Source organism: Streptomyces sp. NPDC058051 (genome assembly GCF_042885475.1).
Taxonomy (GTDB): domain Bacteria; phylum Actinomycetota; class Actinomycetes; order Streptomycetales; family Streptomycetaceae; genus Streptomyces.
In genome coordinates this window covers 74,513-96,705 of record NZ_JBHVRW010000028.1, presented here as the reverse complement: position 1 = coordinate 96,705, position 22,193 = coordinate 74,513, and the positions used below count along the sequence as shown (strand labels likewise).

Below are 22,193 nucleotides of genomic sequence, written 5' to 3'. Positions count from 1 at the left end.
CGTTGAAGGAACAAGCCTCAACGGCTCGTTGACATCGAGAACGTAAGCTCCACGATTCTTGGGGTCAAGGTCCCGCCCTGGAAGGTTTACGCCGCTGTAACTCAACTGAATGTTGATTTCAATGGTGTTAAATAGCCCCGCATCTCTTTCAATTCAACATCCCATTGAATAATGTGAGGCTCGCCGCAAGGCCGTGACCGATGTGCTTCGAGCCGTCGGCGCGAGGGATGCGACTACGCCGCTTCAGCGGTGCGCCGGTGTGCCAGTCTGACGTTCGATCGCCTGGCTGGACCCACCGGTCCTGGCGAGCCCCCGCCCTCACACCACGAAAGCATTCCGATGACTGAGGACCCATCACTTCCGCAGCAGCAGCAGCAGCACCGCCGGCGCCGTACCGTGCCCCCGCGGGCAACGGTGGACGGCGAGCGTCTGATTGCCGTCTTCGCCGGGCTCGTCGAGCCCCTCGGACGAGCTCTCCCCGCCTCCAGCGAGGTCGTGCTGCACGACCTCAGCAAGCTGCCCGACTCCATCGTTGCCGTGCAGGGCGACGTCACCGGCCGCAGGCTCGGGGATCCCGCCACGGACCTGCTGCTCGAGCGGGTCGCCGACGGCGACCTCGACCATCAGCTCGGTTACGAGACGCGCCTGCCGGACGGCCGCCGGATGCAGTCGTCAACCATGATCATCCGCGATGTGTCGGGCCACCCGGTGGCGGCGCTGTGCATCAACACCGACATCTCCGCCTGGCTCGAGGTGCGCCGGATCGCCGACGCGATGATCTCCAGTCCCGTCGAGGAACCCAGCGTCCGGGTGCCGGTGCGGAGCACTCGGACCGACGGACCGCCGAGCGCCGAGTCCTTCCCCCACGACGTCGACGAACTGGCCGCCCACCTGGTCCGCGCCGCCCTGTCGGATGCCGGCATCGAGGTCGACCGGATGAAGAAGGAGCACAAGCTCCGCTTCGTCGAGACGCTCCAGTCCAAGGGCTTCTTCATGCTGCGCGACGCCATCGAGATGACCGCCTCGGCGCTCAACGTCAGCCGGTTCACCATCTACAACTACCTCAACGAGATCGACGCCCGCGCCAACGCTGTTGCGGACCCGCCCACAACCGAGAAGGCGAGCGACAAGCACCGATGATCGACATAGCCTCCCTGGACACCCTGACCCCCGACCACCTGCACGGCATGGGCGGACTGAAGTGGTCCACCCACCCCGAGGCCCTGCCCGCATGGGTGGCCGAGATGGACTTCGGCTGCGCACCCCCGATCGTCCAGGCCCTGCACGAGGCGGTGGACTCCCTCAACTTCGGCTACCTGCCACCGGCGGTGAGCTCCTCCCTGTCGTCCTCGTGCGCGACCTGGCTGCAACGATGTTTCGGCTGGGACGTCCCCGCCGACCAGGTACGTCCGGTCGCCGACGTCCTGACGGCGTTCCAGCTGACCATCAAGCACTTCACCGCGCCCGGCAGCGCGGTGGTGGTGCCGACTCCCTCCTACACACCGTTCCTCACCCTTCCGCCCGAGCTCGGGCGCCGTGTCATCGAGGTGCCGCTGCGTCCGGTCGACGGCCGATGGATCCTCGACCCCGACGATCTCGACAAGGCGCTGGCCGACGGCGCCGGGCTCGTGGTGGTCTGCGATCCCCACAACCCCACCGGCACGGTCTGCACCGCGCAGGAACACCTCGCCGTCGCCGAGGTCGTGGAGCGCCACGGCGCCCGCGTGTTCAGCGACGCCATCCACGCTCCGATCATCTACCCGGGCCACAGTCATGTGCCGTACGCGTCGGTGAGCGAGGTGGCGGCAGCCCACACGGTGTCGGCCGTCTCGGCGGCCAAGGGATGGAATCTGGCCGGACTCAAGGCCGCCCAGGTCGTGTTCAGCAATCCCGCCGACGCCGAGAGCTGGCACGAGTTCGGCCTGCATGCGGAGGTCGGCGCCAGCACCTTCGGCATGATCGCCAGCACGGCGGCGTACTCGGCGGGCGGACGCTGGCTGGAGTCCGTCGTGGACTACCTCGACACAACCAGGCACCACATCGTCTCCCGTCTCGGCGAGGAGCTGCCGCAGGCACGTGTCACCGCGCCGGAGGGCACCTACTTCACCTGGCTCGACCTGCGGGCCGCCGGGCTCGGCGCCGAGGCCGCCGCCGTCCTGCGGGACCGTGCGGGCGTCACGGTCACCGACGGCAACCTCGCCGGTGACGGCAACGCGGGCTTCGTGCGCTTCAACTTCGCGACGCCACGCCCCATCGTCGACACGATGCTCGACAGGATCGTGGCGGTGCTCGCGTGAGCGGCGCCGCCCTGGGCCTCGACATCGTCGACGGCCGGGCCTGGCTCACGCTTCCAGCGGGCGGGTGCTCGGTCCTTGCCCTCACGATGCTCACCGCCGGACTGGGGTCCAGCCGGATCAACCTCGACCGCGGCCAGCCGGGTTCCGTCCGGCGCTGGGATTTCGAACGGGTCGGCGCCGATGTCTGGGTCCTGGAGCACAACGATCACCACGGCTCTGCCGACGGCCGCGCCGACGGCTCGGCCTCCTTCGCCCGTTCGTCCCTGGGCGTGTTCTCCGCCGAGGACGGTCCGGGCGAACTGACCCGGATCGACCTCACCGACCTCGCCCGCACGGACCTGGTGGGGGTGGCGTACTGGGCTCGCTTCGCGGGAGCCGGCGAGCCGACGGTCGATCCGCGCCGGTCCCGGGTCGACCCCGCGGGCTGCGCGGTCCACCCGCGCGGGATCGAGGTCGACGCGCTGCTGACCTTCACGGGCCTTGCCGGTGACGAGGTGGACCGGATCGCGCCCGACCCGCGGGCGGTGACACTGCGGCAGCGCCTGTCGCTGATGCCACTGCCGGATCCGGCAGCGCCTCAACTCGACTTCGACCCCCGCTCCGGCGGCTACGGCAAGGTACGCCTCGACACCGACCGCGACCCCGCCCGCTCTCCGGTACACGCGGTGCACCCCCGGTTCGCGCTGACGCCCGTCGCCGGGGCGGAGGGGGCGGCCACGGCAGGGGAGAAGACGACGGCGGCCGACCCGATCGTCTTCTCCGTCGACCCCGACATCCCGGAGCCGTACCTGTCGGCGATCCTCGAAGGCGGCGGCTGGTGGGCCGACGGCTTCGCCGCGGCGGGCTGGCGCGACGCGTACCGCGTCGAGACCCGGTCCCGCGACACCGACCCGGGAGCGATCGGCACGAACGCCGTCTGGTGGGTGCACCGCGCGGGCCGGGGCTGGTCGATGGGCGCCGCGCTGTGCGACCCGCGCACCGGCGAGATCGTCAAAGGCAACGTCCGGCTCGGGTCGCAGCGCGTCCAGCAACTGACCGCCCTGGGTGAGGCATTGCTCTCGCCCCATGGCCGCCCGGACGAACGCGAACGGCTGGCGTCGATCCAGCGGATGGTGCTGGCCCGGATGCGGCTGCTGGCGGCGCACGAGATCGGCCACGCGCTGGGGTTCATGCACAACTACGCTTCGCACCTGCACGAGCAGCCCTCTGTCATGGACTACCCCTTTCCCCGCCTCGACATCGCCGAGGACGGCACCATCAGCCTTGACAACGCGTATCCCGCCGGCCTGGGGCCCTGGGACGTGTTCACGGTGCGCTACGCCTACAGCCGGCTCAACGACGAGGAGCGCCGGGAGTTGATCGCGGCCGAGCGGACCGCAGGCCGGCGCTATCTGACCGACGAGGACGGCCACGCGCCTCAGAGCTGTGCGCCGCACGCGGTGCCGTGGACCGAGGGCTCGTCGCCCCTGGCCGACCTCGACCGCATCCTCCAGGTGCGTGAGGCGGCCCTCGACGCCTTCGGGCCCGGCTGCCTGCCCCCCGAGCGCCCGGTGGGCGAGCGCGAGAGCCGGTTCGCGATGCTGCACCTCCTGCACCGCTACCACGCGGAGACAGTGGGCAGGCTGGTGGGCGGTGTCAGCTACGAGTACGGCCGCTCCGGCGACGACAATCCGCCTGCCGTGACACCTCCCGGCACCGACCAGTGGGCGGCTCTCGAAGCGGTCGCGGCCCTCGCGGCGCCGTCGGTCGTCGTTCCCCACCCGGGCGCCGCGCAGGTGCTGCTGCCGCCCCCGATCCGCACGACGCGCGGCAGTGACGCGTTCACGGGGGCGACCGGTCCGCCGTTCGACGCGTTCGCCGCGGTCGCGGCCGCCGTGGCCGTGCCCACGCGGATACTCCTCGAACCCGCGCGCCTGAACCGTCTCACCCAGCAAGGTCTGCACGACACCACGGCGCCGACGGTCGGTGACGTGGTCGGCGCGCTGCTGCGGCACGTCACGAAAGACGGTTCCGGGACGGTGACGACGGTCGCGGTCGACGCCCTCGCCCGCACAGCGCTTGAGACGCTGCACGGCGGGGGACTGCACGCACCGGCACGCACGGCGCTCGGAGAGGCACTCATCACCGGAGACGACTGGCCGTCCTGGATCGAACCCGCGATCACCGATCCGGCACAGATCCCCTCAGGGCCCAAGCCGGTACTGCCCCCTGGCACGCCCTTGTAACAGCGGCCGGACGACCTCCGGCTTTCCGGACGACGCTCTCGGCCGACCGGTCGTCCGACGGTCGGGCGCATCCTGAGCCCTCGGGACCTGGTGGGAGCACAACTGGCCCTGCTACTGACGCCTTTCGAGGGGAGCGTGACACCAGTCTCACGCCGGCGGAGTGTGAGCGTGACGCTGGTTCCGGACGGTTGCGGCCAGGGTCAGTGGTTCCTCGGGGTGGGCGCGGTGAGGAACGCGGCCCGCGTCGGCGGCTTCGGGCTCGGTGGTGGCGAGGCGGGCCGCGAACGCCAGGAGCCGTGTCGGCGAGCAGCTGCTCGATGCGCTCCCACTCCGCGAGCTCCGCGCGGCCGCGGTCGTGGTCGGCCAGGTGTTCGTGCCGCGAGTCCTGGCGCATGTCGAACCGGGCGTCCTTGAGGGCCGCCGCGACGGCGTCCGTGCCCTTGGCGCGGCGGCGCACCACGCGCCTGCCAATGGAACTGTGCCGAGGCACGGTAGCTGACACTGCCGGTTGCGCCGACCTGCGATCTTCCATGAATGAGGCACCGCAGTTGTCACGGGCGAAGCAAGGCACTTGGCACCACTCCTCCGGAAGCATGGCAGTTGTCATCCCTTCACCGAGGTGGAGCGCTGCGCTCTCTGGTGACAACGCGCCCGTCCTTGTGACCTTCGGACGGACCGCCGCAGCCGGAGGTCAGCCCGCGTACACGAACATCAGACACAGAGCCGCGAAGGGCACGACGGACCCGCCGAGCAGCGCCAGCACCGCCGGGACCGCCGCCGTCAGTCGCTTCTCACCCTTGCGCCGGCCCGAGCGGAACACCACGCGGGCCAGGATGAGCGGCAGCGCCACGAGGGCGAGGAAGATCACCGGCACCAAGAACCGACTGAACGCGGTGGTGCCGGCGTCGGTGACCAGATGCCAGGCAGTCGTACCGAAGACCACTGCCGGGCCGACCAGCAGGCAGAACGAGAGGCCCAATGCCACGGCGACGGTCACTCCTTCCGTCAGCCGCTCGGCCCACGCATGCTCCCGGCGCACTTCCGCTGTCCCTCTGTCCCCCATGCCCATTGCCCCCAGTTGCCGCAGTCCGGTGTCGCCAGCCCTTCGGCCGGACTGCTCAGTCCGTGGCCGGCAGAAAACGATAGCGTCAGGACCCAGGGCTGCGGCCACGATGATCTGTGGGCCTACCGGCCCGTCAGGTCCTCCGCTCCTCTGTACGACTGGGTACCGCTCGGTCAGCGACCCCTTCAGCCTCCGCGGCCGGTCTCGCACCCGCTGGACAACGCGGGCTGTCCCGCCAAGCGCCACACCGCCACGCGATTCATGCAACGTCACTGGCTACACAGTCCGGGCTCTTGCCGCAGCACAGGCCGACGCCTCGCTCGAAGTCGCCGTCTCAGTGACAACAAGCGTGCCTTTGTGTCAACTATCGCGCTTCGGCTCACGAACATGTGTGACTGGGCCGAAGCACGGTAGGTGTCACCTGCGGCGTCAACTGACCTGCGGCTTCTACCAGGCGAAGCACGATGGTCGTCACCGGGAAGGCACGCCGTCTGTCACCAGCAGCGCGCAAGCACAGACGCCCAACAGCCCCGACGGATGGCAGCTGTGTCAGAACCCGTGTGTCGGGCCGTGGCGGGCGTCGCTTCAACCGGTCACAGACCGGCGACGTCCCGGGCCCCTTCCAGCACGGAGCCGAGCGCGTCCACTGCGGCGCCGTGCCGCCTCGCGCGCGCCGCCCGGTCCGCCGGTACCAGCCGCGCGGCAGCCTGCACGGCATAGGCGTCCGGGTCGCCGAAAGCAGTCCGCGGGTGCTCTCCCGTATCCGCGCAGTGTGTCGTGACTTCCTTGACCGCCTGGAGCACCACTGCCCGGTCCACGCCCGGCTGCATGGCCAGCCGTACCTGGAAACGAGCCATCCACTTCTCGCGGTCCTTCTCCCTCGCCGCGTCCGTTGTCCGGTCCTTCTTCGCCACGTGCCCTCCCCGGTGATCGGCAGTCGTCCGTCAAGGAGTCGGACGCCTGGGTATCGAAATGGGTTGCACAAGCAAGAAGCCGATGAGTCCCAGGTGACCACGTGAGTCACGCTGGTCCTACCGTCCCGGTTGTCACAGAACGTCACAGGTCACGGGTTCTGGCACAGCTTCCGGCCCCGCCCTGCCCGGAAGTCCTGGTGACAGACCTCCTGCCTCAGTGACAGCTATCGTGCTTCGGCTCAACAACATGGTCTATAGCGGGCCCGGGATTCGGCCGTGTCAGAGCTGGAAATCTATGGACTGGACGTGCGTGAAATCCGCGCGCGGGCCATCGGCGTGGGTGCCCCATTTCGTGAAATACGACTCGGTGATGGCCTCCGCGACGATCGGATGCAGATCCTCCTCCGTCGCGCCGGCCTCCTGGAGATCCAGGATCTTACCGGCGACGGTGACCCGGCTGTCGAAGCAGTGGACCGACGACCACACTGTCTTCCAGGCCCGCGACCTGTCGGATTCCGACGACGTCTACGTGTGGGCCGACGGCGTCCACCCCAGGGTCCTCCTCGGCAGGGCCCACTCCTGCGTCCTGGTCCTGATGGGTGTGCGCCCCGACGGCCGCAAGGAGCTCATCGCGCTGGCCGAGGGGCTGCGTGAATCGACCGTGATCGCCTACGGCAGGGGCGGGGAGATTGCCTCCAACCGGCGCGACGAGCAGGAGATGTTCGTCCTGTGCCTGCGCATCCTGTGATCGGCCCTGGTCCACGTGAAGACCCTGATGCTCCAGGACGTCCTGGACGAGCCAGAGTGGGCGGTCCTGCTCATCCCGCCGGCCGGCGCGGCCTGACCTTGCTCTTCTGGTCCCACGTGCGCCCGTACGGCGAGGTGAACCTCGACATGGGCGCCCGCCTGAACCTCACCACGGCCACCGTTCCAGGTCCTCGTACCCCGAACGGGACGGACGACCGGAATGCGACCAGGGAGAATCCGGCTGGTCAGTCCGGGTGCATCCGCATCTTTGCCGACAAGAAGTCCGGCAAGAACGCCGAACGCGAGGAGCTGGGGAAGGCTCTTGACTACCTCCGCGAGGGCGACACTCTCGTCGTCCCGTCGCTGGACCGGCTCGGACGTTCCGTCCAGGACCTCATCGCCATCGCGTCCGGCCTGCGCAAGCGCGGTATCGGCTTCACCTCACTGCATGAGTCGCTCGACACCACCACGCCCGGCGAGCGCCTGGTCTTTCACGTCTTCGCGGCTCTGGTGGGAGTTCATCCGAGAACTCATCGTCCAGGACACGAACGAGGGCCTGGACGCCGCCCGCGCCCGCAGTGCCCGCCTCGGCCGCCCGCCGGCGATGACCGAGGAGCAGGTACGTCACGCCCGCGACCTGCTCGCCCGCCCGGAGAACACCGTTACCTCGATCGCGAAGCTCCTGGGCGTCTCCAGGAACACGATCTACAACTACGCGCCCGAGCTGAAGGGCGGTGGCCTTGCACTCGCCGAGGCGACCAATACGCCGGAGCTGCCCCGACCTGCCAGGTCCGAAGACTGATCACCGCTGTTTGCGGCTGGTGACGATCCTGCTGGTTGATTCCGTGCCGTCCGGTGTGACGGCTCGTTGGCCAGGGTGACGACCGTTTTGCCGTTCCGGTTGCGGGTGGGGCGCTGGATGTCGATGCAGTCGCGGCCTTGTCCGCAGGTGCCGGAGCTGACCGCGCAGGTGGCTCGCACGGTCGCAGCCCGTGGGCCGTATCCGCTGGCGATGCGGGTCCGCGATGAGCTGGGTGAGCTGTTCCCGGACACCGAGTTCGCCGAGGCGTTCGCAGAACGGGGGCGGTCGGGCTGGTCGCCGGGCCAGCTCGCCCTGGTGACGGTGCTGCAGTTCGTAGAGAATCTCACCGACCGCGCGGCGCCGCATCGCGTCCGCTACGGCATGGACTTCAAGTACGCGCTGGGCCTGGAGCTGGACGATCCCGGGTTCGACGCCTCGGTCCTGTCGGAGTTCCGCGCCCGTCCGGTGGAGCACAACCTGGAGGAGAAGGCACTCGAACTCCTGCTGTCCTCGCTGAGGGACCGGGGCCTGGTGAAGGCCGGTGGCAAGCAGCGCACCGACTCCACCCGGGTCTTGGCCGCAGTCCGGGACCTTGAACCGGCTGGAACTCGCCGGGGAGACGCTGCGGGCCGCGCTGGAGGCTCTGGCCTGTGCCGCCCCGGACTGGCCGGCCGATGCGGTGCCGGTTCGGGAGTGGGCCGAACGGTACGGGCCGCGAACCGACTCGTGGCACCCGCCCGCCTCGAAGACCAAGCGCGCGGAGATGGCCCTGGTCTACGGCCGGGACGGATTCGCACTCCTGGAGGCGGTCCGCTCGCCGGCCGCGCCGGTGTGGCTGCGCGATCTGCCGGCGTTACGGGTTCTGCGCACGGTGTGGATGCAGAACTACCACCGCACCGTCACCGAGGCGGGGACGGAGGTGAAGCGGCGGGAGAGCGAGGATCTCCCGCCCGGGAGGCTCCGCCTCGCCTCTCCCTATGACACCGGCGCACGCTACGGCCTCAAGCAAGGCCCCTGGTGGACCGGGTACAAGGTCCACATCAGCGAGACCTGCGACGATCCGGTACCTGACCCGTACGACGGCGAACCCGCGCCCCGGATCATCACCAACATCGCCACCACCGATGCCACGGTCACCGCCGCGGAGATGCCCGAACCGATCCACCAGGTGCTCGCCGCCCGTGACCTGCTGTCGGCCGAACACTTCCTCGACTCCGGCTACCCGTCGGCCGAACTCATCGTCGCGGTGAAACGCAACTTCGGCGTCGTCCTGGTTACCCCGGTGCTGCTGAACAGCTCGCCCCAGGCCCGCGCCGGTGCCGGATTCGATCGGACGGCCTTCACCATCGACTGGGACAAGCGCCAGGCCGTCTGCCCGCGCGGGAGCACCAGCACCTGGTGGAGCCCCGCCAGCCGGCGCGGGACGCCGGCCATCGTCGTCAAGTTCGACAAGCAGACCTGCCATGCCTGCCCCGTCCGTGACCAGTGCACCCGCTCCAGGACCGGAGGCCGCTCGCTCTCCCTCCAGCCTCGCGAACAGCAAGAAGCCCTCGATCAGGCCCGCGCCGAACAGAGCAGCGAGCAGTGGCGCACCAAGTACGGCACCCGCGCCGGCATCGAAGGCACCATCCACCAGGCGGTCGCGGTCACCGGCATGAGACGCGCCCGCTACCGCGGCCTGCCCAAGACACACCTCGAACACGCCTTCTCCGCGGTCACGCTGAACCTGCTCCGTCTCGACGCCTGGTGGAACGGCCACCCGCTTGACCGCACCCGGACCGGGCACCTCGCCCGCCTCGGCCTCTCCCTCGCCGCGCAACCCGGAATTGAGGGTCAGCCGAGGTAATTCCGGAAGGAATAGTAGGGCGATCTTGAGCGATCGAATCGCCCTGCGCATACGGCTATCAGCGGGTTTCGCCGGTGTCGCAGAGGTTGCGCATGGTGGGGTCGTTATTTCGGCGCTGCCTGGTCATCCTGGCGACGGTGTGCTCGGCCATCCGATCGTGGTTGTCAGGGGTCCGGTAGGAACGGAACAGAGAACCGGTGCTGCTGTCAAAACTTCTGACAGTGGTTGACCTTGGTCAGCCGGTAACCCCGAGAGCGTCGACGCGGTTCTCGTACTCGCGGCGGGCCTTGCGCTGTGCCGGGATCGCCGAGGTGCCGTCGAGGGGCTGGCAGTGCGTGGGGAGCTGTCGGTGGATGGCGGGTGCGGCGGTGACGCGGAGGGCATCAGTCGAGGCGGCGCTGGACGCCGACCTCGGAGTCGACGCGGCGGAAGCCGAAGCGGCGGTTGACGGCCAGCATGGCGGTGTTGGTGTCGGCGACCCAGGTGTGGACGCGGGCGCTGCCGGGGAACGCCTCCACCAGCCGGGCCAGGTTGGCGGCCTTGAGTGCCGCGCCGAGGCCGTGGCCCCGGTGCGCGCGCAGCACCAGGGTGTCGTCCTGCAGCACCTGCCCGTCCTGGTCGGCCATCACAAGGATCAGCGTGTAGCCCGCGTACTCGTCACCTGGCCCCCTGGCCATGGTCACGACGGGGGTGAATCCCTGCTTCACGTGTCGGCCCTCCGCCGCACGGACCCGGGCCGCGTCCCACACCGGGGGCTCCACGTCGAGAGTGCCGGTCGGCACGTCGCGGCCCATCGCGGTCCGCTGGGCGGCGTAGGCGTCCAGGTGCTCCTGCGGGCAGGGGCCGACCCAGCCGGTCAAGGAGTAGCCGTCCCGGATCGGCGCGGTGCCATCCGTCGGCAGCGGCAGCACGTAGTGGTCCTCGCCGTGCTCGACGCTGAAGCCGTGCCGCTCGGCGAAGCGCAACCCCGGCGCGCTGTCGGGGCCGGCTCCGTCGGGGACCGGGACCTCGCCGAGCAGAGTGGTGCGGCCCTCGGCCCGCGCCGCGTCCACGGCGTGCTTGAACAGCAGGGCGCCGACGCCGCGGCGTCGATGGCCTGGCGGGACGTCGATCTCGACCTCGGCGACGTGCCGGTTCTCCGCCAGCGGGAACTCCAGCAGCAGGGCCCCTACGACGGCCCCGCCCTCGTAGGCGGCGACCGCCCGGACCCTGCGCGGCGCGGCCTCGCTCCGGTCGCGCAGCCGGGGAGCCAGGCTGCCGAGGGAGTCGACAAGGGGATCGGTGCGCCCGGCCACGGCCCCCTCCCGGAAGCACGCGTACCAGCCGCGCAGCGCTGCCTCGTCGTGCGGATCGACGGCGTGGACGGTTGTGGTCACGAGGGCTCCCCAGGATCAACGGCAATGGAACTGCCGCCACGTATCCCACGCCGCATCGCCCGCCAGCAACGGGTTTTGTCGCGCCCCTCGGCCCGTCACGGGATAACCTGGCGAGCGGCGTGTCACCACTCACCCGCACTCCCACGGCCCAGATCACACGCCGTCAAAACTTTTGACAGCAAAGCTGGTTCTCTGCTCCGTTCCTACCTTCCTGTTCACGATCCGCCACGCCTCGACCTCCTCCCTGTTGTCCAGGGAGATCACGGGCCGTTCCCGCTCCACTCCGGCGCCGACGCGATCATCTGGGCCGTCACCGCCGGATCGGCGAGCGCGCGATAGAGCTTCCCTGCGGCGGCCACCACCCGCTCCTGCGGGTCGGTGCTGTTCTCGTCCCCCTTGACCCACATGCCGAGCCCCGGGGTCTTGATCCACTCGTCGTCCTTGAAGACGTACGCGTTCTCCCCCTCCGGTCCCGTCCTTGAGCCGGACAGCGCGGGCTCGTCCCCGAAGACGAACTGCGAGGTCCCCGACTCGTGCCCCGACTGCACGGACTCCGTACCCGATCCGTGCGCCTTCAACGCGGCCACCAGACACTTCGACAGGGCCGAACCGGCGAAGGTCGCGTCGCCCTCGAGCTGGAGCCCGCCGCACTCGGCCGGGGTGGTGAACGCCGGGGACGACGCCTTCGGGCTGCCGCTCTTGTGCGGGGGCCGGCCGGACGACGATTCTGTCCGCGTCGGCTCGGTCGACCCGTCCGACGAGGAGCATCCGGTCAGGGGGCCGACAGCGAGGAGAGTTCCTATGCACACATACCGACGCAGGCGTCTGGGTCTCATCACGTTGTCCGAACTCCATTGGTCACGGATGGCCTGCTGCGGCTGCAGGCCATCTTGGGCTCTCGCAGGTGAATCCGCTGCCGCGCGCGCCGGTGGCAAAGGTGTTCGCCACGGACCGCGGACGCGGGTCCGCGTATCCTGACGACCGGGGTGCCCGCTCCCTCCTGCTTGCCGGACCGTCAGCCGTGCGGGCAGGCACGGGTGGCCGCACCTCGGACATCGAGGTCGCTGGCTGCCCAGTTTTGGGGACCAACTGGGACAGCGGCGACCGCTCGATGAGACATCGCGGCGAACGCCGCTTAGGACAGGTCTATCCCGTGACTCTTCAGCCTGACCCCACAGGCCGGACAACGATGCGCTGGACTCTCCCGCCCTACGCACCCGGTCACGACGGCGCAGAGCGATCAGCAGACACCACCGACAACTCAGGGTGACCAAGCCGAAGACCGCCGGAGGATACGTGACACCTCAACATGTGAGCGCACCAGTCCCGAGGCCGGCTTTCCGATCGGGGATTTGCGTAGGACACTCTGAGAAGCAGAGCGAAGGAGAGATCTGTGACGGCTCAGCCAGAGCACCCCGCGGTCCCCAGGATCACCGGTATCCCGCGCACCATCAATGCGATTGGTGACGCGTTGACCGGTTCCGAGCGCGCCCGCTTCTACACCGAGGTCCTGGCCGCAGAAGAGAGCGCCGTACCGGCCGTGATGCATCGGTGGTGGAAGACCGCGATGCTCCACCGCGCCCCCGCTGCCGACCGGAGCCGGGCCAATGCCACAGCCGGCCGCGCTCTCGTCTCCGTCGACGATCTGCTCGTGGACGGAGTTCAGTGAGCTGGACCGTCTGGACCGAGGAGATCCCGGCGCGGACCGTGCTCGACATGCCGGTCGATCTCCGCAGGAAGACCGTCAACTTTCTTCGGGCCCTGGCGATCGAGGTCGGTGGCGCGGTCGATCTGGGCAGACGGCCGCCCGGCGACGCGATGGACGACTTCGACGTCCGCTACTCCCTCGAAGTCCCGGGCGAGCCGGTCATCATTGAGTACATGGTCATGCGTGACGCCAAGGAGATCCGCGTCCCCATCCTGGTCTGGTTCCACTGACGAGAGTGTGAGGGACAGGCCCCGGTTCGCGTGACGGGGCGTTATGCGGCGCGTTCCGGCAGAACGACTGGGTGCCGCCAGCACCGCGGAAGCCGACGGCTGTCAGTACGCTCGCCGCCATGGGACTGGACATAACCGTGCTGATCGCCGACTGGTCATGGCTGGGCGAGGTGCACCCCCGGGAGCGGCTGGAACGGCTGCGGAACACCTGGTATGCCGATGAGACAGGACTGTGGGACTGGGACGAGCCCGCCGTGGAAGGCGAATGGGGGCGGCCGGGCGGACCCGACGGCGCGTACTTCGACATCTACGAGTTCCGCGACACCTGCGGCTCGTTCAAGGCGCACTTCTGGGCAGGGCACCGCTGGGAACGGATCCGCGACCATGCCGACCCGGAGGTCAGGACCGGGCTGGACACCTTGCTGTCCGGGCTGATCTGGAACGGACCGGACGGTGAGGTCTCGCACACGGACCCGGGATTCTTCACCGACGACCCCGCACTCTTCTACGGCGTGCTGCTTGCGCGGTCGCCTGACAGCGTGCGGGAGCTGGCCGCGACCTGGGAACAGGTACGGCCCCGACTCGGCGAGTTGCGCGGGGCGTTCAACGAGCACGCAGCCGTATCCGGTGCGCGGGTCGGGCACTTCGACGAGTTCACCGACCTGCTGGAGGACTGGGGGCGCGTCTTGACCGAGGCCACCCGGCGGGACTGGGGCGTCGTGGGGCTGAGCGAGTAGCGCAGGACTGGGCACCACGTACGAACTGTCAGCCCCACCGGGGAACTGTGCCAGAACCTCACATGAGAGGGCGATTGGAAGACGCGTACTCATCCGCGATGTCGAAGACGCTGGCACAGCGTGGGCATTCCGCCTGGCCGAAGAGATAGGTGATTCCGTCGGCGAGCACAACTTCCCCATCACGGACGGCGGTCTCGTGCATCCAACGACCGATGCCGGAGAGCCCCTCGGGGGACGCCGGCCTCAGGTCGCGTCGGTCCACGTCGCCCAGGTTCCAGTCCCGGATCGCTGAATAGCGTCCGTAACCGCCGATGGCGATCGTCACCTCCACAGCACAGTGAGGGCAGGCGACCTGGTAAAAGTCGTCCGAGAAGTCCCCCAGGACCGCACTCCAGTGGTAGTGCCCTTCGACCGCGATCAAGTCGCGGAAGGTCGCGAGGTAGTCGTCCGGCCGCGACCGCAGGTGCCGATCCAGCAGCTCACGGAACTCCGCGATCGCTTCGGCACAGCCCGCCAGCAGGTCGTCGCAGCCGTGGCCCCCTGCCGCGCACCGGACGATTGTCCCAGCCAGCCCGCGCGCCTGCGCGTTCCGCGACGCTGGACACACCAGGCGCGGCAGTGCGGCGAAACTGGCTGGGAACACCAAGTCGCACTCGAGGACCAGCCGGTAACCCAGTTCATTCCACGCCTCTGCGTCGTCCTCGCGCTCGGCCCGGGCCAGGAGCTCGGGGACGCGATCGACGTCCCCGTAGCAGTCGTACATCTGTGCCCAGTTCACCACCTGAGCATGTAACCGCCCTGAGGCTGCCGGGGACGACTCCGCATCCATGAACGCCGTTGCACGACCCATCGGACAGCCCCTAGTCGTCGAACTCGAAGCCCGACGCCTCCGCACGGGCAATGATGTCGCGGACTGCCTCAGGGCTCGCGATGACGGATTCAACGACCGTCTTGAGTCGCGCGAGGGCGCTCGGACTCCCGACTGCGCAGAACATGCCAGCTTCGCTGTCGAAGTCGAGGCACTCGGCAATGTCCGGCCAGGCGAACCGCACGAGACCTTCCCAGAAGTACCCGTTCGGCTCGTGCCCGGTGGCAGCTACTGCGGCATCGGCGGCCAGGCCACCGGCATTCAGCGTCAGCGAGTGCGCGCCGTCGACGTCATGCAGGTTGATAGTCACGGCGCGATCCTCTCACCGCCCGGTGCACGGGCTGCCCGATCCCTCGAACCGCTTGTCCGGGTCCATACCCCTCCCGGTTGGTGGACCTTTCCGGTCACAGCACCAGCACCACCGGACCTGCCCGACGATCTGGCGCGACGAGCCCGGGAACTCACCTTAGGAGGCACCACCTGCTGATGGCGGTGTTCGGTCCGGCCGAACTCACCCAGCAGCTCACCGACCGGCGCGAACTGTAACGGACCGTGGACATCTCCACGTCGAACATGGAGGCATCCTTCCCCGAGGTCGGGCTGCTGCCGGATGACCGCGCGGCCGTGCGGTGGATCGCCGACCGGTTGTACGAAGCCATCGCCTATCTGGAACTTGACCGGGAACGGCTGCGGGACCTCCTGACGGGTGCCCCTGCTGTCGCCCGGCGGCCACCGCTGGCAAATCCGATTCGGCGGGGCTTGCAGCGGACTTGCCGTGGCGACGGTTGCCTGGTCGGCGACCACCTTGTGGAGTGTCCACACCGACGGCCGCCCAGCCCCTACAACGGTGACGTTGTTGGTGACCGCCGTGTCGTTCGGCCTCGGCTGGTCGGCAATGGCGCGTGCCGCGGGCGCCTACCGCCGCAGAGACGCACAACAGCCCTCCCGGACAACAAGCCTGAGCGACAATCCCCTCCTCTCGACTCCGTAGTCTCAGCTCGAACACTGGTCGCAAGGTAACCAGGTAACAAGCCGGGTGCCTCGCCAGTGACAGCTCGGCTGCTTCGACCAGACCCGGGTGCGCCACGGCGTGGACGGTGCGATCGAGTACGTGCTGGGGATTGCCGCAGACGAGGACGCGGCCCACCCCCGCACCAAGGACGAAGCCGTCGGCTGTCTGCTGACCAAGCACTGCCCGCCCCATACCGACCCGGTGTACCAAGGCGTCCTGGAGCCGCTGTTCCGGCTGAGGGAGGAAGTCCCCTTCGGTATCAGTCGGATCAATCGCGTAGGGCTCGGCCCGCCGCGGCTCAGCCCTACGGCGGCGTCACGCCGGGCAGCTGCCCGGCGAAGTCCCACCACTGCTGGATGGTCCACACGGCGACGCTGGAACGGTCAGTGGACATCCGCAGCCACACCTCTTCGCCGCCGGGCATGAGGGCCACCTCCAGGTGCGGCTGCTCCCACGTCCCCACTGGGTACATCCACTCGATGCCGTCGGGCCAGGTCCGCATTGCCGCCGTGCGCACGCTCAGTGCTGCGGCGAAGGCGTCCAGGGCGGCCTGGGGTATCCGCACCTCCGCCGGCTCACGTTCGATCCTCGCCACCTGGGGCCCCTCCTGCGGCGAGACGCGACAGCTCCCCGCGCGCCACAGCCTGCCAGACCCAGCGGCTGCCGCAAGTGTCAACCGACAATGGATCCGGATCGTTCGCCACCGAAGTTGGAGCAAGGCTCAGTGGGGTGTGTGCCCGGTGCGATCTCCGCTCCGGCAGCCGGCGCCGCCGATGTAGTACGCGTTGAGATAGTTCGGACCTGCGCCCGGTAGCTGCGTGCGGCCGGGGCTGACGCAGAGGTGGTAGTCATTCGTGCTACCGCCCCCTCTGACGTCGACGTGCACCCGCACTGTCGTCGTGCCGCAGTGGTTGTATGCGGCGAACTGGGACTCGCGGACGCTGTACCGGAAGAAGCCGCACGGGGCGAGGGAACTCGCACCCGCCTGACGCACTTCCGGACCGCGCTCAAGCTCGGCGTGAGCCGGACCCGGGAACGCCATCATGGCCAGCGCGGCACCTGACGCTGCCGCCAAGACGGCTCGAACAGGACGGGGGGAGAGCTTCACGAACACTCCTTGGGGGTGAGTCATGACGATTGACGACCAGATGATCGGCTCTGCCTGACACCACGACACCTCTTGCGTGTCGCACGGGCACCGCAATCGTAACGCCGTGTGCGCACTCCATAACTATATGTCACTGGATCGAGTGATGGAGGTTCCGCATCACGACTCGACGCCGATCCCTAGGGATCATTTCATGACTAAAAGTATCCGAGACGTGTCTCACCGGAGTGAGGGGCGTGCCCCTCACTGGGCCCTATCGGCGTCCTCAACAGAGCGACTCACGAAACACCATCCTTCTGTGGCGACGTCATTTCTCGGGTTCTGGCTCACTTTCCGTGGAGGGCTGACTGAGTGTGATGTCAGTGGTGTGTGGTGGGATGGCCGAACTCGGCTGCCGTGACCTGCTGGGAGCCTGCCCTGATGCCCGTGTACTCGTCTCTGTCCCACGGTCTGGCCGAGGCATTGGTCGATGTCCTGTGGTTCATCGAGGGCAGTGAAGACGAGCAGATGGATCCGGACGACGCCGTCAAGGTCCTGGAGGGTGTCCCCCTCCTGCAGATCGCCGTTCCCCTGGTTCGCTCCTTCGACCGCCGCGAATGTGCGCGGCAGGAGCCGGCCTCGCTGCTGTTCCAACGACGAATCCGCAGCGAAGACCGCGCATTCACCGATGCACCCCCCTGACGCCACAGGCCCGGGCCGGCCTCCGCGAGAGCGCCACCGTCATCGCCGACGCAGTCGGCAGCTCCGGCATCTGGGTCGCCCACCAGTCCTGCTGACCCCGGCCAGGTGAGTCTCAGAGGCCGGCCCCGGGTGGCACACCGGAAGCGCCGCTCCGCTCGCAGGCGAGCAGCCGGTCTGTGGCCTCATCCTCCAAAGAAGTACCTTCTGGTGAACTGAGCTGTTCCGAGTTTCGTAGCGGCTGGTTTGTGTGGTTTCAGGCGGCGTTCGTGGTCGCCTGGGATCGGTAGTGCTGGCCCTCGAATTCCTCGGGCGGGAAGTAGTCGAGGGCTGACTGCGGGCGCTTGGTGTTGTACCAGCCGGCCCACTGGATGACGACGCGTTCTACCTGGTCAGCGTCTCGCCAGGCTCCTTGGTGCTCGATCAGCTCGGCCTTGAAGGAGCCGTTGAGGGCCTCGGCCACGGCATAGTCGTAGCTGTCCGCGACGGAGCCGACGGAGCCGACGGACGCGGTCGCACCGGCCTCCGGCAACCGCTCGCCGTAGCGGATGGACACGTAGTGCGAGCCGCGGTCGCTGTGATGGATCAGGCCCGAGCCCTCTTGATTCCACGCCGCCAGAGCACCATCTCCAGGGCGCCCAGGGGGAGATCGGTGCGCATGTGGGTGGCGAGCTGCCACCCGACGATCATTCGTGAGTACACGTCCAGGACGAAGGCGACGTAGACCCAGCCCGACCAGGTGCAGATAAAGGTGAGGTCAGCGACCCACAGCTGGTTGGGACGGTGGGCGGTGAAGTGCCCCTTGACCAGGTCCGGCGGCCTGGGAGCGGACGGCTCGGGAAGGGTGGTGCGGCGTCGCTGTTCGCGGATCACACCTTCCAGGCCGTCCTCGCGCATCAGTCGCTCAATGGTGCATCGGGCCGCGGTAATGCCCTCGCGCCGCAGCTGGCGGTGGATCCGCCGGGCTCCGTAGGTCCCGCCCGAGACCGCATGGATACGGCGTATCTGTCCAATGAGCCGTTCATCGCGCGGGTGCCGGGCGGACGTGGGCCGCCTGCGGCGGGCGTTGAATGCCGAGACCGACAGGTCCAGTTCCCGGCATACGGGCTCGACCCCCGAAGTCGTCGCGGAGGTGGTTGATCACCGCGTCAGCCCCGTGCGGGGCTGGTCGAGCTCCTTCGCGAAGAACACCGAAGCGGCTTTCAGGATCTCGTTCGCCTGCCGGAACTCGGCTATTTCCTTGCGAACCTGGGTGAGCTCGGTTCGCTCGTTGGTGGTCAGCAGATCGGGCCGGCTGCCCTGGTCGGCCTCGGCCTGACGAACCCAGTTCCGCAGGGGCCTCCTTGTGGATCCCAACGTCTCGGGCCACATGAGCGACCGGACGCCCCGAGGCCTGGATCTCACGGATCGCTCGCTCACGCAGGGAGGGATACTGCTGGGTGGAAGGCCCTGGCTGCTGTCCTCAACTCAGGACTGACTTTTCATTCCCGTTGCTGTGAAGGCCCTGGCCGGCGGCCGCGACACCCCGGAGAGGTGAAGGAGCGGCTGGCGGCCGCGGCGCAGTCTCATGTGCCGGTCGCCGAGGCGTTGTCCACATGGATCTCGACGAGTTGGCTCGGCGCGGATCCCGGAAGCGCTGACACCTCTGCCCGGGGAAGGCCGTCAGGCGCCCCCGCATACGGGACGGCCGGGCGGCGCAGCAGGTCCGTGGCCACCTGCGAGGCCGCTCACCCCGCGCCCGCCAATCCTGAGGCCACCGCTGTCGGCATGCTCCGGACCCGTCGCGATCCGCAGGGTGGTGGACTTCCCGCAGCCGCTCGACCCGCGGAGTACCAGCGAACTCACCATTCGTCACCGTGAGGCAGACGCCGGTCAGCGCCCGACGCCGAACCCTGCGCGGCGGGCCTGATCAGCCCTCCCCTGTGCTGCCATTCCGGACAGCGATCCGTCATCAGCAGCACAGTGGCGTGCTGCCCACACCGGATGGCAGCACGCCGGTTCCTGATGCTCCGCGGGGTCAGTCGGTCCGGGTGTAGTGCTGCAGGTAGAGGAAGATCGACTTCCAGCCCGACCCCACGTTGACGATGTGCAACTGCCCGCCCGATGGACCGAAGTCCCAGGCGGCGATGCCCTGAACCTCGTCTCCGGACTCGACGTCCTGATGGAATTCGTAGGCAACCTGCCCGGAGTCGGCGTCGATCGAGTAGACCGACTTGGCCGTGTCGTCCACGGAGGCGTAGAGCTTGCCCTGCCACATCGCGGCGCCCTGGATCCTGCTCAGGGGCTGCGAGAGCGTCACGGTCCTCACCACAGGAAGCGTCGAGCCGGCCGGCAGGTTCAGCAGATCGTTCAGGCTGTAGGCGACCAGTTTGTTCGTACCCTGCGCGGCATCCTGATCCCAGGGCGAGGTGTACACCAGTCCTGACGCGGCGTCCACCGCGACCCACGGCACCCCGCCCGGCATCTGCGCAAGGGACAGTTGCACATAGCGACCCGTGTAGCCGAGGTCCCCCGCGCTGTACAGCGCCAGCAGTGGATGCTGGTAGCCGCCGTCACCGTCCTCGATCGGCGCGATCACGTAGCCGCCGTAGTACTCCAGGTCCCCGATGTGATCGCTGCCGAACGTCCCGCGCAGCGCCGAGGGGATCGGGGCCGCGGATGACGCGACCTCCGAGTCGCCTGCGACGGTGGCCTTCACCATTCCGCCGGGCCCGGCGTAGTAGAAGTACGTCCCGTCCGTCGCCACGCCCTGCCCGCGCTCCAGCGCGTTGAACCCTGTCCACCGCTGATAATCCGCCGTCCGCGTCCAGCCCGCGGCCATGGCGGGAGACGCCGCACTGCCGATCAGCGTCGCAACCGCGAGCGTCGCAACCGCCGAGATTCTGCCCAGCTTCATCTGATCCAGCCTCCCTGTGTTCCGTGATATAGAGCGCTCTCTTTGTGGGCGAGTGGATTACAGCAGTGGCGGATGACCACCGTCAATGAGCCCCTTCCAACCTGGCTATGGGATCAAGCCGTTGCGGTGAAGGGCAACGCAACCTCAGGTGGATGGGTTGTCGACTAACAGCAACCTTCTCTGGCTAATACTCCAGCCGGACTTTGGTGTATGCCCTGGTCAACGGCTTGGGTGCGGGGATTGTAGAGGGGTGGTATCGAGTGCGGGGCGGGTTCGCCCGGCCTGTCCCGTAAAGGAGTGACCGCGCCGTGTGTAGTGACAGCGGCGGGCCCGGGCCTGGTGTCGGCGGCGCCATCTCGACCACTTCATTGTGTAGTTGTCCTGTTGAGTAGGACGCGGGTGGGTAGTTGCCAGTAGACGGCGGATCTCGGCCGGGGTGAGGTCCACGAGGTCGGGCGTGTCGTGATCAGCTCCCCCTTTTGCCGTTCCTGGGCGGCTGTGACGGCCAAGAACGCGTGGGCGAGCATGGCGAGGGTGATGTGCTGGTACCAGCCGACGTAGCGGCGGACTTCGTACTGGTCCAGGCCGCATTCGTTCTTCGCGCTCTGGAAGCACTCCTCGATCTTCCAGCGGCATCCGGCGATCCGCACGAGATCGGCGACGGTGGCGTCCAAGGGGGCGGATGCGAGGAAGTGGGCGAGCTCGTCGGGCTTGGTGGTACTGCGGCGGGCGAGCATCCAGCGTTGCCGGGTCGGCTCGTCGCCGTCGAACTCCCGGACCGCCGGCAGGCGGGCGGCAGCCCAGTCGTAAAGCCGCAGTCCTTTGGCGCCGTCACCGCAGGAGAGCCGCTGCCATGCCTCCTCCGGGGCCTGGCCGATGAGGTACTCGATGCGGGGGCCGTGGACCTGCTGGGACTTCGGCACGGCCACGACGGAGGACAGGCCGGCATCTTCAAGGAAACGTCGGAATCGAGAGTCCTGCCCGTAAGCGGCATCCGCCGAGACCCAGGCGACGGGCAGTGGCGAGGCAAGGGCCCGCAGGACCATGGTGCGGGCCAGTTCGTTCTTGGTCGCGAATCGGCGGTGCTGGGGGATGCGGGCGGCGCGGCAGCGTTCGGGATACTCGGTCCAGGCCTTGAGCAGGTAGAGCTCGCGGTCGACCAGCGCGTGACCGCGGTGGTGGCGTAGGCGGCGAAGACACCGATCTGGCAGTTCTCGGTGCGGCCGGCGGTGTCGGAGTACTGCCGTTGCACCCCGGCTGAGGTGATGCCCTCCTTGACGAAGCCGGTGTCATCGATGATCAGGATGCCGTCGTCGACGCCGAGGTGTTCAGCGACGCAACCCTGAGGGTCGTCGCGTATCTCGTCGGCCTCCCAGCGGCTCTTCGTCAGGACGTGCTGCAGCCCGTCAGCGGTGGAGTGCCCGGCGAATTCGGCCAGCTGCCAGGGGTTATTGCGCCCCACGGGTCCGAGCGGACCCCGCACGTAGTCCCGCATCCGGCGTCTGGGCTCGACGCGGGGATAGCGGTGCCCGATCCGCAAGAAGAGTTCTTCCAGCCCTTTTCCCCACACGGAGGCAGGTGCGTCACCAAGCACATGCAATGACTGTCCCACCGCTGTCGCTCCACACGGCGCGGTCACTCCTTCGCGGGACAGGCCGGGCGAACCCGCCCCGCACTCGATACCAC

General features: G+C 68.5%; 23 protein-coding genes and 4 pseudogenes. 13 read left to right on the top strand and 14 right to left on the bottom strand.

Translation table 11 applies throughout. The features are described from left to right. Positions 1-339: 339 nt before the first annotated feature. From ACFVUT_RS31795 to ACFVUT_RS31785, 3 genes are read left to right on the top strand one after another with little or no spacing between them, the layout of a single operon-like run. Positions 340-1,140: a transcriptional regulator gene (locus tag ACFVUT_RS31795; RefSeq protein WP_389655520.1), complete on the top strand. Its 801-nt coding sequence runs from the start codon at positions 340-342 to the stop codon at positions 1,138-1,140. Further along, positions 1,137-2,297, top strand: a complete 1,161-nt coding sequence (locus ACFVUT_RS31790; RefSeq protein WP_389655522.1) for a MalY/PatB family protein — start codon at positions 1,137-1,139, stop codon at positions 2,295-2,297. Before ACFVUT_RS31795 ends, ACFVUT_RS31790 begins: the two co-directional genes overlap by 4 nt. Next, a complete protein-coding gene (locus tag ACFVUT_RS31785) occupies positions 2,294-4,522 on the top strand; it encodes a zinc-dependent metalloprotease (RefSeq protein WP_389655524.1) in 2,229 nt (742 codons plus the stop codon). The genes ACFVUT_RS31790 and ACFVUT_RS31785 overlap by 4 nt, the downstream gene beginning before the upstream one ends. Before the next feature lie 691 nt (positions 4,523-5,213). Here the strand turns inward: ACFVUT_RS31785 and ACFVUT_RS31780 are convergent. After that, positions 5,214-5,507, bottom strand: coding sequence for a hypothetical protein (locus ACFVUT_RS31780; protein WP_389655526.1), 294 nt, complete (start codon positions 5,505-5,507; stop codon positions 5,214-5,216). Positions 5,508-6,178: 671 nt separating this feature from the next. Then, positions 6,179-6,499 (bottom strand): hypothetical protein, encoded by a 321-nt coding sequence (locus tag ACFVUT_RS31775; protein WP_389655528.1) that lies wholly within the window; start codon positions 6,497-6,499, stop codon positions 6,179-6,181. Between the two features lie 448 nt (positions 6,500-6,947). Between ACFVUT_RS31775 and ACFVUT_RS31770 the strand changes: the two genes are divergently transcribed. From ACFVUT_RS31770 to ACFVUT_RS31750, 5 genes and pseudogenes are all read left to right on the top strand, one after another. Continuing rightward, on the top strand, positions 6,948-7,247 hold the full coding sequence (locus ACFVUT_RS31770; RefSeq protein ID WP_389655530.1) for a hypothetical protein: 300 nt from the start codon (positions 6,948-6,950) through the stop codon (positions 7,245-7,247). 146 nt (positions 7,248-7,393) lie between these two features. Then, a pseudogene (locus ACFVUT_RS31765) lies at positions 7,394-7,696 on the top strand (recombinase family protein); the annotation flags it as partial. After that, positions 7,695-8,048 (top strand): helix-turn-helix domain-containing protein, encoded by a 354-nt coding sequence (locus ACFVUT_RS31760; protein ID WP_389671089.1) that lies wholly within the window; start codon positions 7,695-7,697, stop codon positions 8,046-8,048. The pseudogene ACFVUT_RS31765 and the gene ACFVUT_RS31760, both read left to right, overlap by 2 nt. A gap of 117 nt (positions 8,049-8,165) precedes the next feature. Beyond that, positions 8,166-8,471, top strand: a pseudogene (locus ACFVUT_RS31755) (transposase); the annotation flags it as partial. A gap of 169 nt (positions 8,472-8,640) precedes the next feature. Next, complete coding sequence (locus ACFVUT_RS31750; protein WP_389655532.1) at positions 8,641-9,894, top strand: transposase; 1,254 nt, start codon at positions 8,641-8,643, stop codon at positions 9,892-9,894. Positions 9,895-10,277: 383 nt separating this feature from the next. On the opposite strand, the gene ACFVUT_RS31745 is transcribed toward ACFVUT_RS31750, so the two are convergent. Beyond that, positions 10,278-11,270, bottom strand: coding sequence for a GNAT family N-acetyltransferase (locus ACFVUT_RS31745; RefSeq protein WP_389655534.1), 993 nt, complete (start codon positions 11,268-11,270; stop codon positions 10,278-10,280). Between the two features lie 260 nt (positions 11,271-11,530). Then, positions 11,531-12,106 carry a hypothetical protein gene (locus ACFVUT_RS31740; RefSeq protein ID WP_389655535.1) on the bottom strand — a complete coding sequence of 192 codons (576 nt, stop codon included), beginning with the start codon at positions 12,104-12,106 and terminating at the stop codon, positions 11,531-11,533. 557 nt (positions 12,107-12,663) lie between these two features. Between ACFVUT_RS31740 and ACFVUT_RS31735 the strand changes: the two genes are divergently transcribed. The 3 genes from ACFVUT_RS31735 (at position 12,664) to ACFVUT_RS31725 (ending at position 13,945) form a co-directional block, all read left to right on the top strand. Beyond that, complete coding sequence (locus ACFVUT_RS31735) at positions 12,664-12,939, top strand: hypothetical protein (protein ID WP_389655537.1); 276 nt, start codon at positions 12,664-12,666, stop codon at positions 12,937-12,939. Next, positions 12,936-13,208 carry a hypothetical protein gene (locus tag ACFVUT_RS31730; RefSeq protein WP_389655539.1) on the top strand — a complete coding sequence of 91 codons (273 nt, stop codon included), beginning with the start codon at positions 12,936-12,938 and terminating at the stop codon, positions 13,206-13,208. The genes ACFVUT_RS31735 and ACFVUT_RS31730 overlap by 4 nt, the downstream gene beginning before the upstream one ends. Positions 13,209-13,327: 119 nt before the next feature. After that, positions 13,328-13,945 carry a hypothetical protein gene (locus ACFVUT_RS31725; RefSeq protein WP_389655541.1) on the top strand — a complete coding sequence of 206 codons (618 nt, stop codon included), beginning with the start codon at positions 13,328-13,330 and terminating at the stop codon, positions 13,943-13,945. Between the two features lie 58 nt (positions 13,946-14,003). Here the strand turns inward: ACFVUT_RS31725 and ACFVUT_RS31720 are convergent, their stop codons facing one another. Further along, positions 14,004-14,723: a hypothetical protein gene (locus tag ACFVUT_RS31720; protein ID WP_389655543.1), complete on the bottom strand. Its 720-nt coding sequence runs from the start codon at positions 14,721-14,723 to the stop codon at positions 14,004-14,006. 82 nt (positions 14,724-14,805) lie between these two features. Then, a complete protein-coding gene (locus ACFVUT_RS31715; protein WP_389655545.1) occupies positions 14,806-15,123 on the bottom strand; it encodes an Imm51 family immunity protein in 318 nt (105 codons plus the stop codon). Between the two features lie 242 nt (positions 15,124-15,365). On the opposite strand from ACFVUT_RS31715, the gene ACFVUT_RS31710 reads away from it, so the two are divergent. Beyond that, a complete protein-coding gene (locus ACFVUT_RS31710; RefSeq protein WP_389655547.1) occupies positions 15,366-15,833 on the top strand; it encodes a hypothetical protein in 468 nt (155 codons plus the stop codon). A 296-nt stretch (positions 15,834-16,129) separates the two neighbouring features. Here ACFVUT_RS31710 and ACFVUT_RS31705 read toward each other — a convergent pair whose 3' ends face one another. Beyond that, positions 16,130-16,420 (bottom strand): hypothetical protein, encoded by a 291-nt coding sequence (locus ACFVUT_RS31705; protein ID WP_389655549.1) that lies wholly within the window; start codon positions 16,418-16,420, stop codon positions 16,130-16,132. Between the two features lie 126 nt (positions 16,421-16,546). Then, the gene (locus ACFVUT_RS31700; RefSeq protein WP_389671092.1) at positions 16,547-16,867 is read right to left on the bottom strand and encodes a DUF6355 family natural product biosynthesis protein; all 321 of its coding nucleotides are present in this window, start codon (positions 16,865-16,867) and stop codon (positions 16,547-16,549) included. Between the two features lie 486 nt (positions 16,868-17,353). Between ACFVUT_RS31700 and ACFVUT_RS31695 the strand changes: the two genes are divergently transcribed. Then, complete coding sequence (locus ACFVUT_RS31695) at positions 17,354-17,614, top strand: hypothetical protein (RefSeq protein ID WP_389655553.1); 261 nt, start codon at positions 17,354-17,356, stop codon at positions 17,612-17,614. 253 nt (positions 17,615-17,867) lie between these two features. Here the strand turns inward: ACFVUT_RS31695 and ACFVUT_RS31690 are convergent, their stop codons facing one another. From ACFVUT_RS31690 to ACFVUT_RS31665, 6 genes and pseudogenes are all read right to left on the bottom strand, one after another. Then, positions 17,868-18,167, bottom strand: coding sequence for an integrase core domain-containing protein (locus ACFVUT_RS31690; RefSeq protein WP_389655555.1), 300 nt, complete (start codon positions 18,165-18,167; stop codon positions 17,868-17,870). Between the two features lie 29 nt (positions 18,168-18,196). Next, positions 18,197-18,718 (bottom strand): annotated as a pseudogene (locus tag ACFVUT_RS31685) (IS3 family transposase); the annotation flags it as partial. A 33-nt stretch (positions 18,719-18,751) separates the two neighbouring features. Further along, positions 18,752-18,967: a hypothetical protein gene (locus tag ACFVUT_RS31680; protein WP_389671087.1), complete on the bottom strand. Its 216-nt coding sequence runs from the start codon at positions 18,965-18,967 to the stop codon at positions 18,752-18,754. 306 nt (positions 18,968-19,273) lie between these two features. Beyond that, positions 19,274-19,459: an ATP-binding cassette domain-containing protein gene (locus ACFVUT_RS31675; protein ID WP_389655559.1), complete on the bottom strand. Its 186-nt coding sequence runs from the start codon at positions 19,457-19,459 to the stop codon at positions 19,274-19,276. A gap of 169 nt (positions 19,460-19,628) precedes the next feature. Beyond that, positions 19,629-20,507 (bottom strand): hypothetical protein, encoded by an 879-nt coding sequence (locus ACFVUT_RS31670; RefSeq protein WP_389655561.1) that lies wholly within the window; start codon positions 20,505-20,507, stop codon positions 19,629-19,631. 365 nt (positions 20,508-20,872) lie between these two features. After that, a pseudogene (locus ACFVUT_RS31665) lies at positions 20,873-22,077 on the bottom strand (IS701 family transposase). Positions 22,078-22,193 lie beyond the last annotated feature (116 nt).

Excerpts from the sequence above, each read along its gene's own strand:
- ACFVUT_RS31795 (WP_389655520.1), top strand. The coding sequence starts at position 340 with ATGACTGAGGACCCATCACTTCCGCAGCAGCAGCAGCAGCACCGCCGG.
- ACFVUT_RS31790 (WP_389655522.1), top strand. The coding sequence starts at position 1,137 with ATGATCGACATAGCCTCCCTGGACACCCTGACCCCCGACCACCTGCAC.
- ACFVUT_RS31760 (WP_389671089.1), top strand. The coding sequence starts at position 7,695 with ATGAGTCGCTCGACACCACCACGCCCGGCGAGCGCCTGGTCTTTCACG.
- ACFVUT_RS31740 (WP_389655535.1), bottom strand. The coding sequence starts at position 12,106 with ATGAGACCCAGACGCCTGCGTCGGTATGTGTGCATAGGAACTCTCCTC.
- ACFVUT_RS31725 (WP_389655541.1), top strand. The coding sequence starts at position 13,328 with ATGGGACTGGACATAACCGTGCTGATCGCCGACTGGTCATGGCTGGGC.
- ACFVUT_RS31700 (WP_389671092.1), bottom strand. The coding sequence starts at position 16,867 with ATGGCGTTCCCGGGTCCGGCTCACGCCGAGCTTGAGCGCGGTCCGGAA.
- ACFVUT_RS31695 (WP_389655553.1), top strand. The coding sequence starts at position 17,354 with ATGCCCGTGTACTCGTCTCTGTCCCACGGTCTGGCCGAGGCATTGGTC.
- ACFVUT_RS31675 (WP_389655559.1), bottom strand. The coding sequence starts at position 19,459 with ATGGTGAGTTCGCTGGTACTCCGCGGGTCGAGCGGCTGCGGGAAGTCC.
- ACFVUT_RS31670 (WP_389655561.1), bottom strand. The coding sequence starts at position 20,507 with ATGAAGCTGGGCAGAATCTCGGCGGTTGCGACGCTCGCGGTTGCGACG.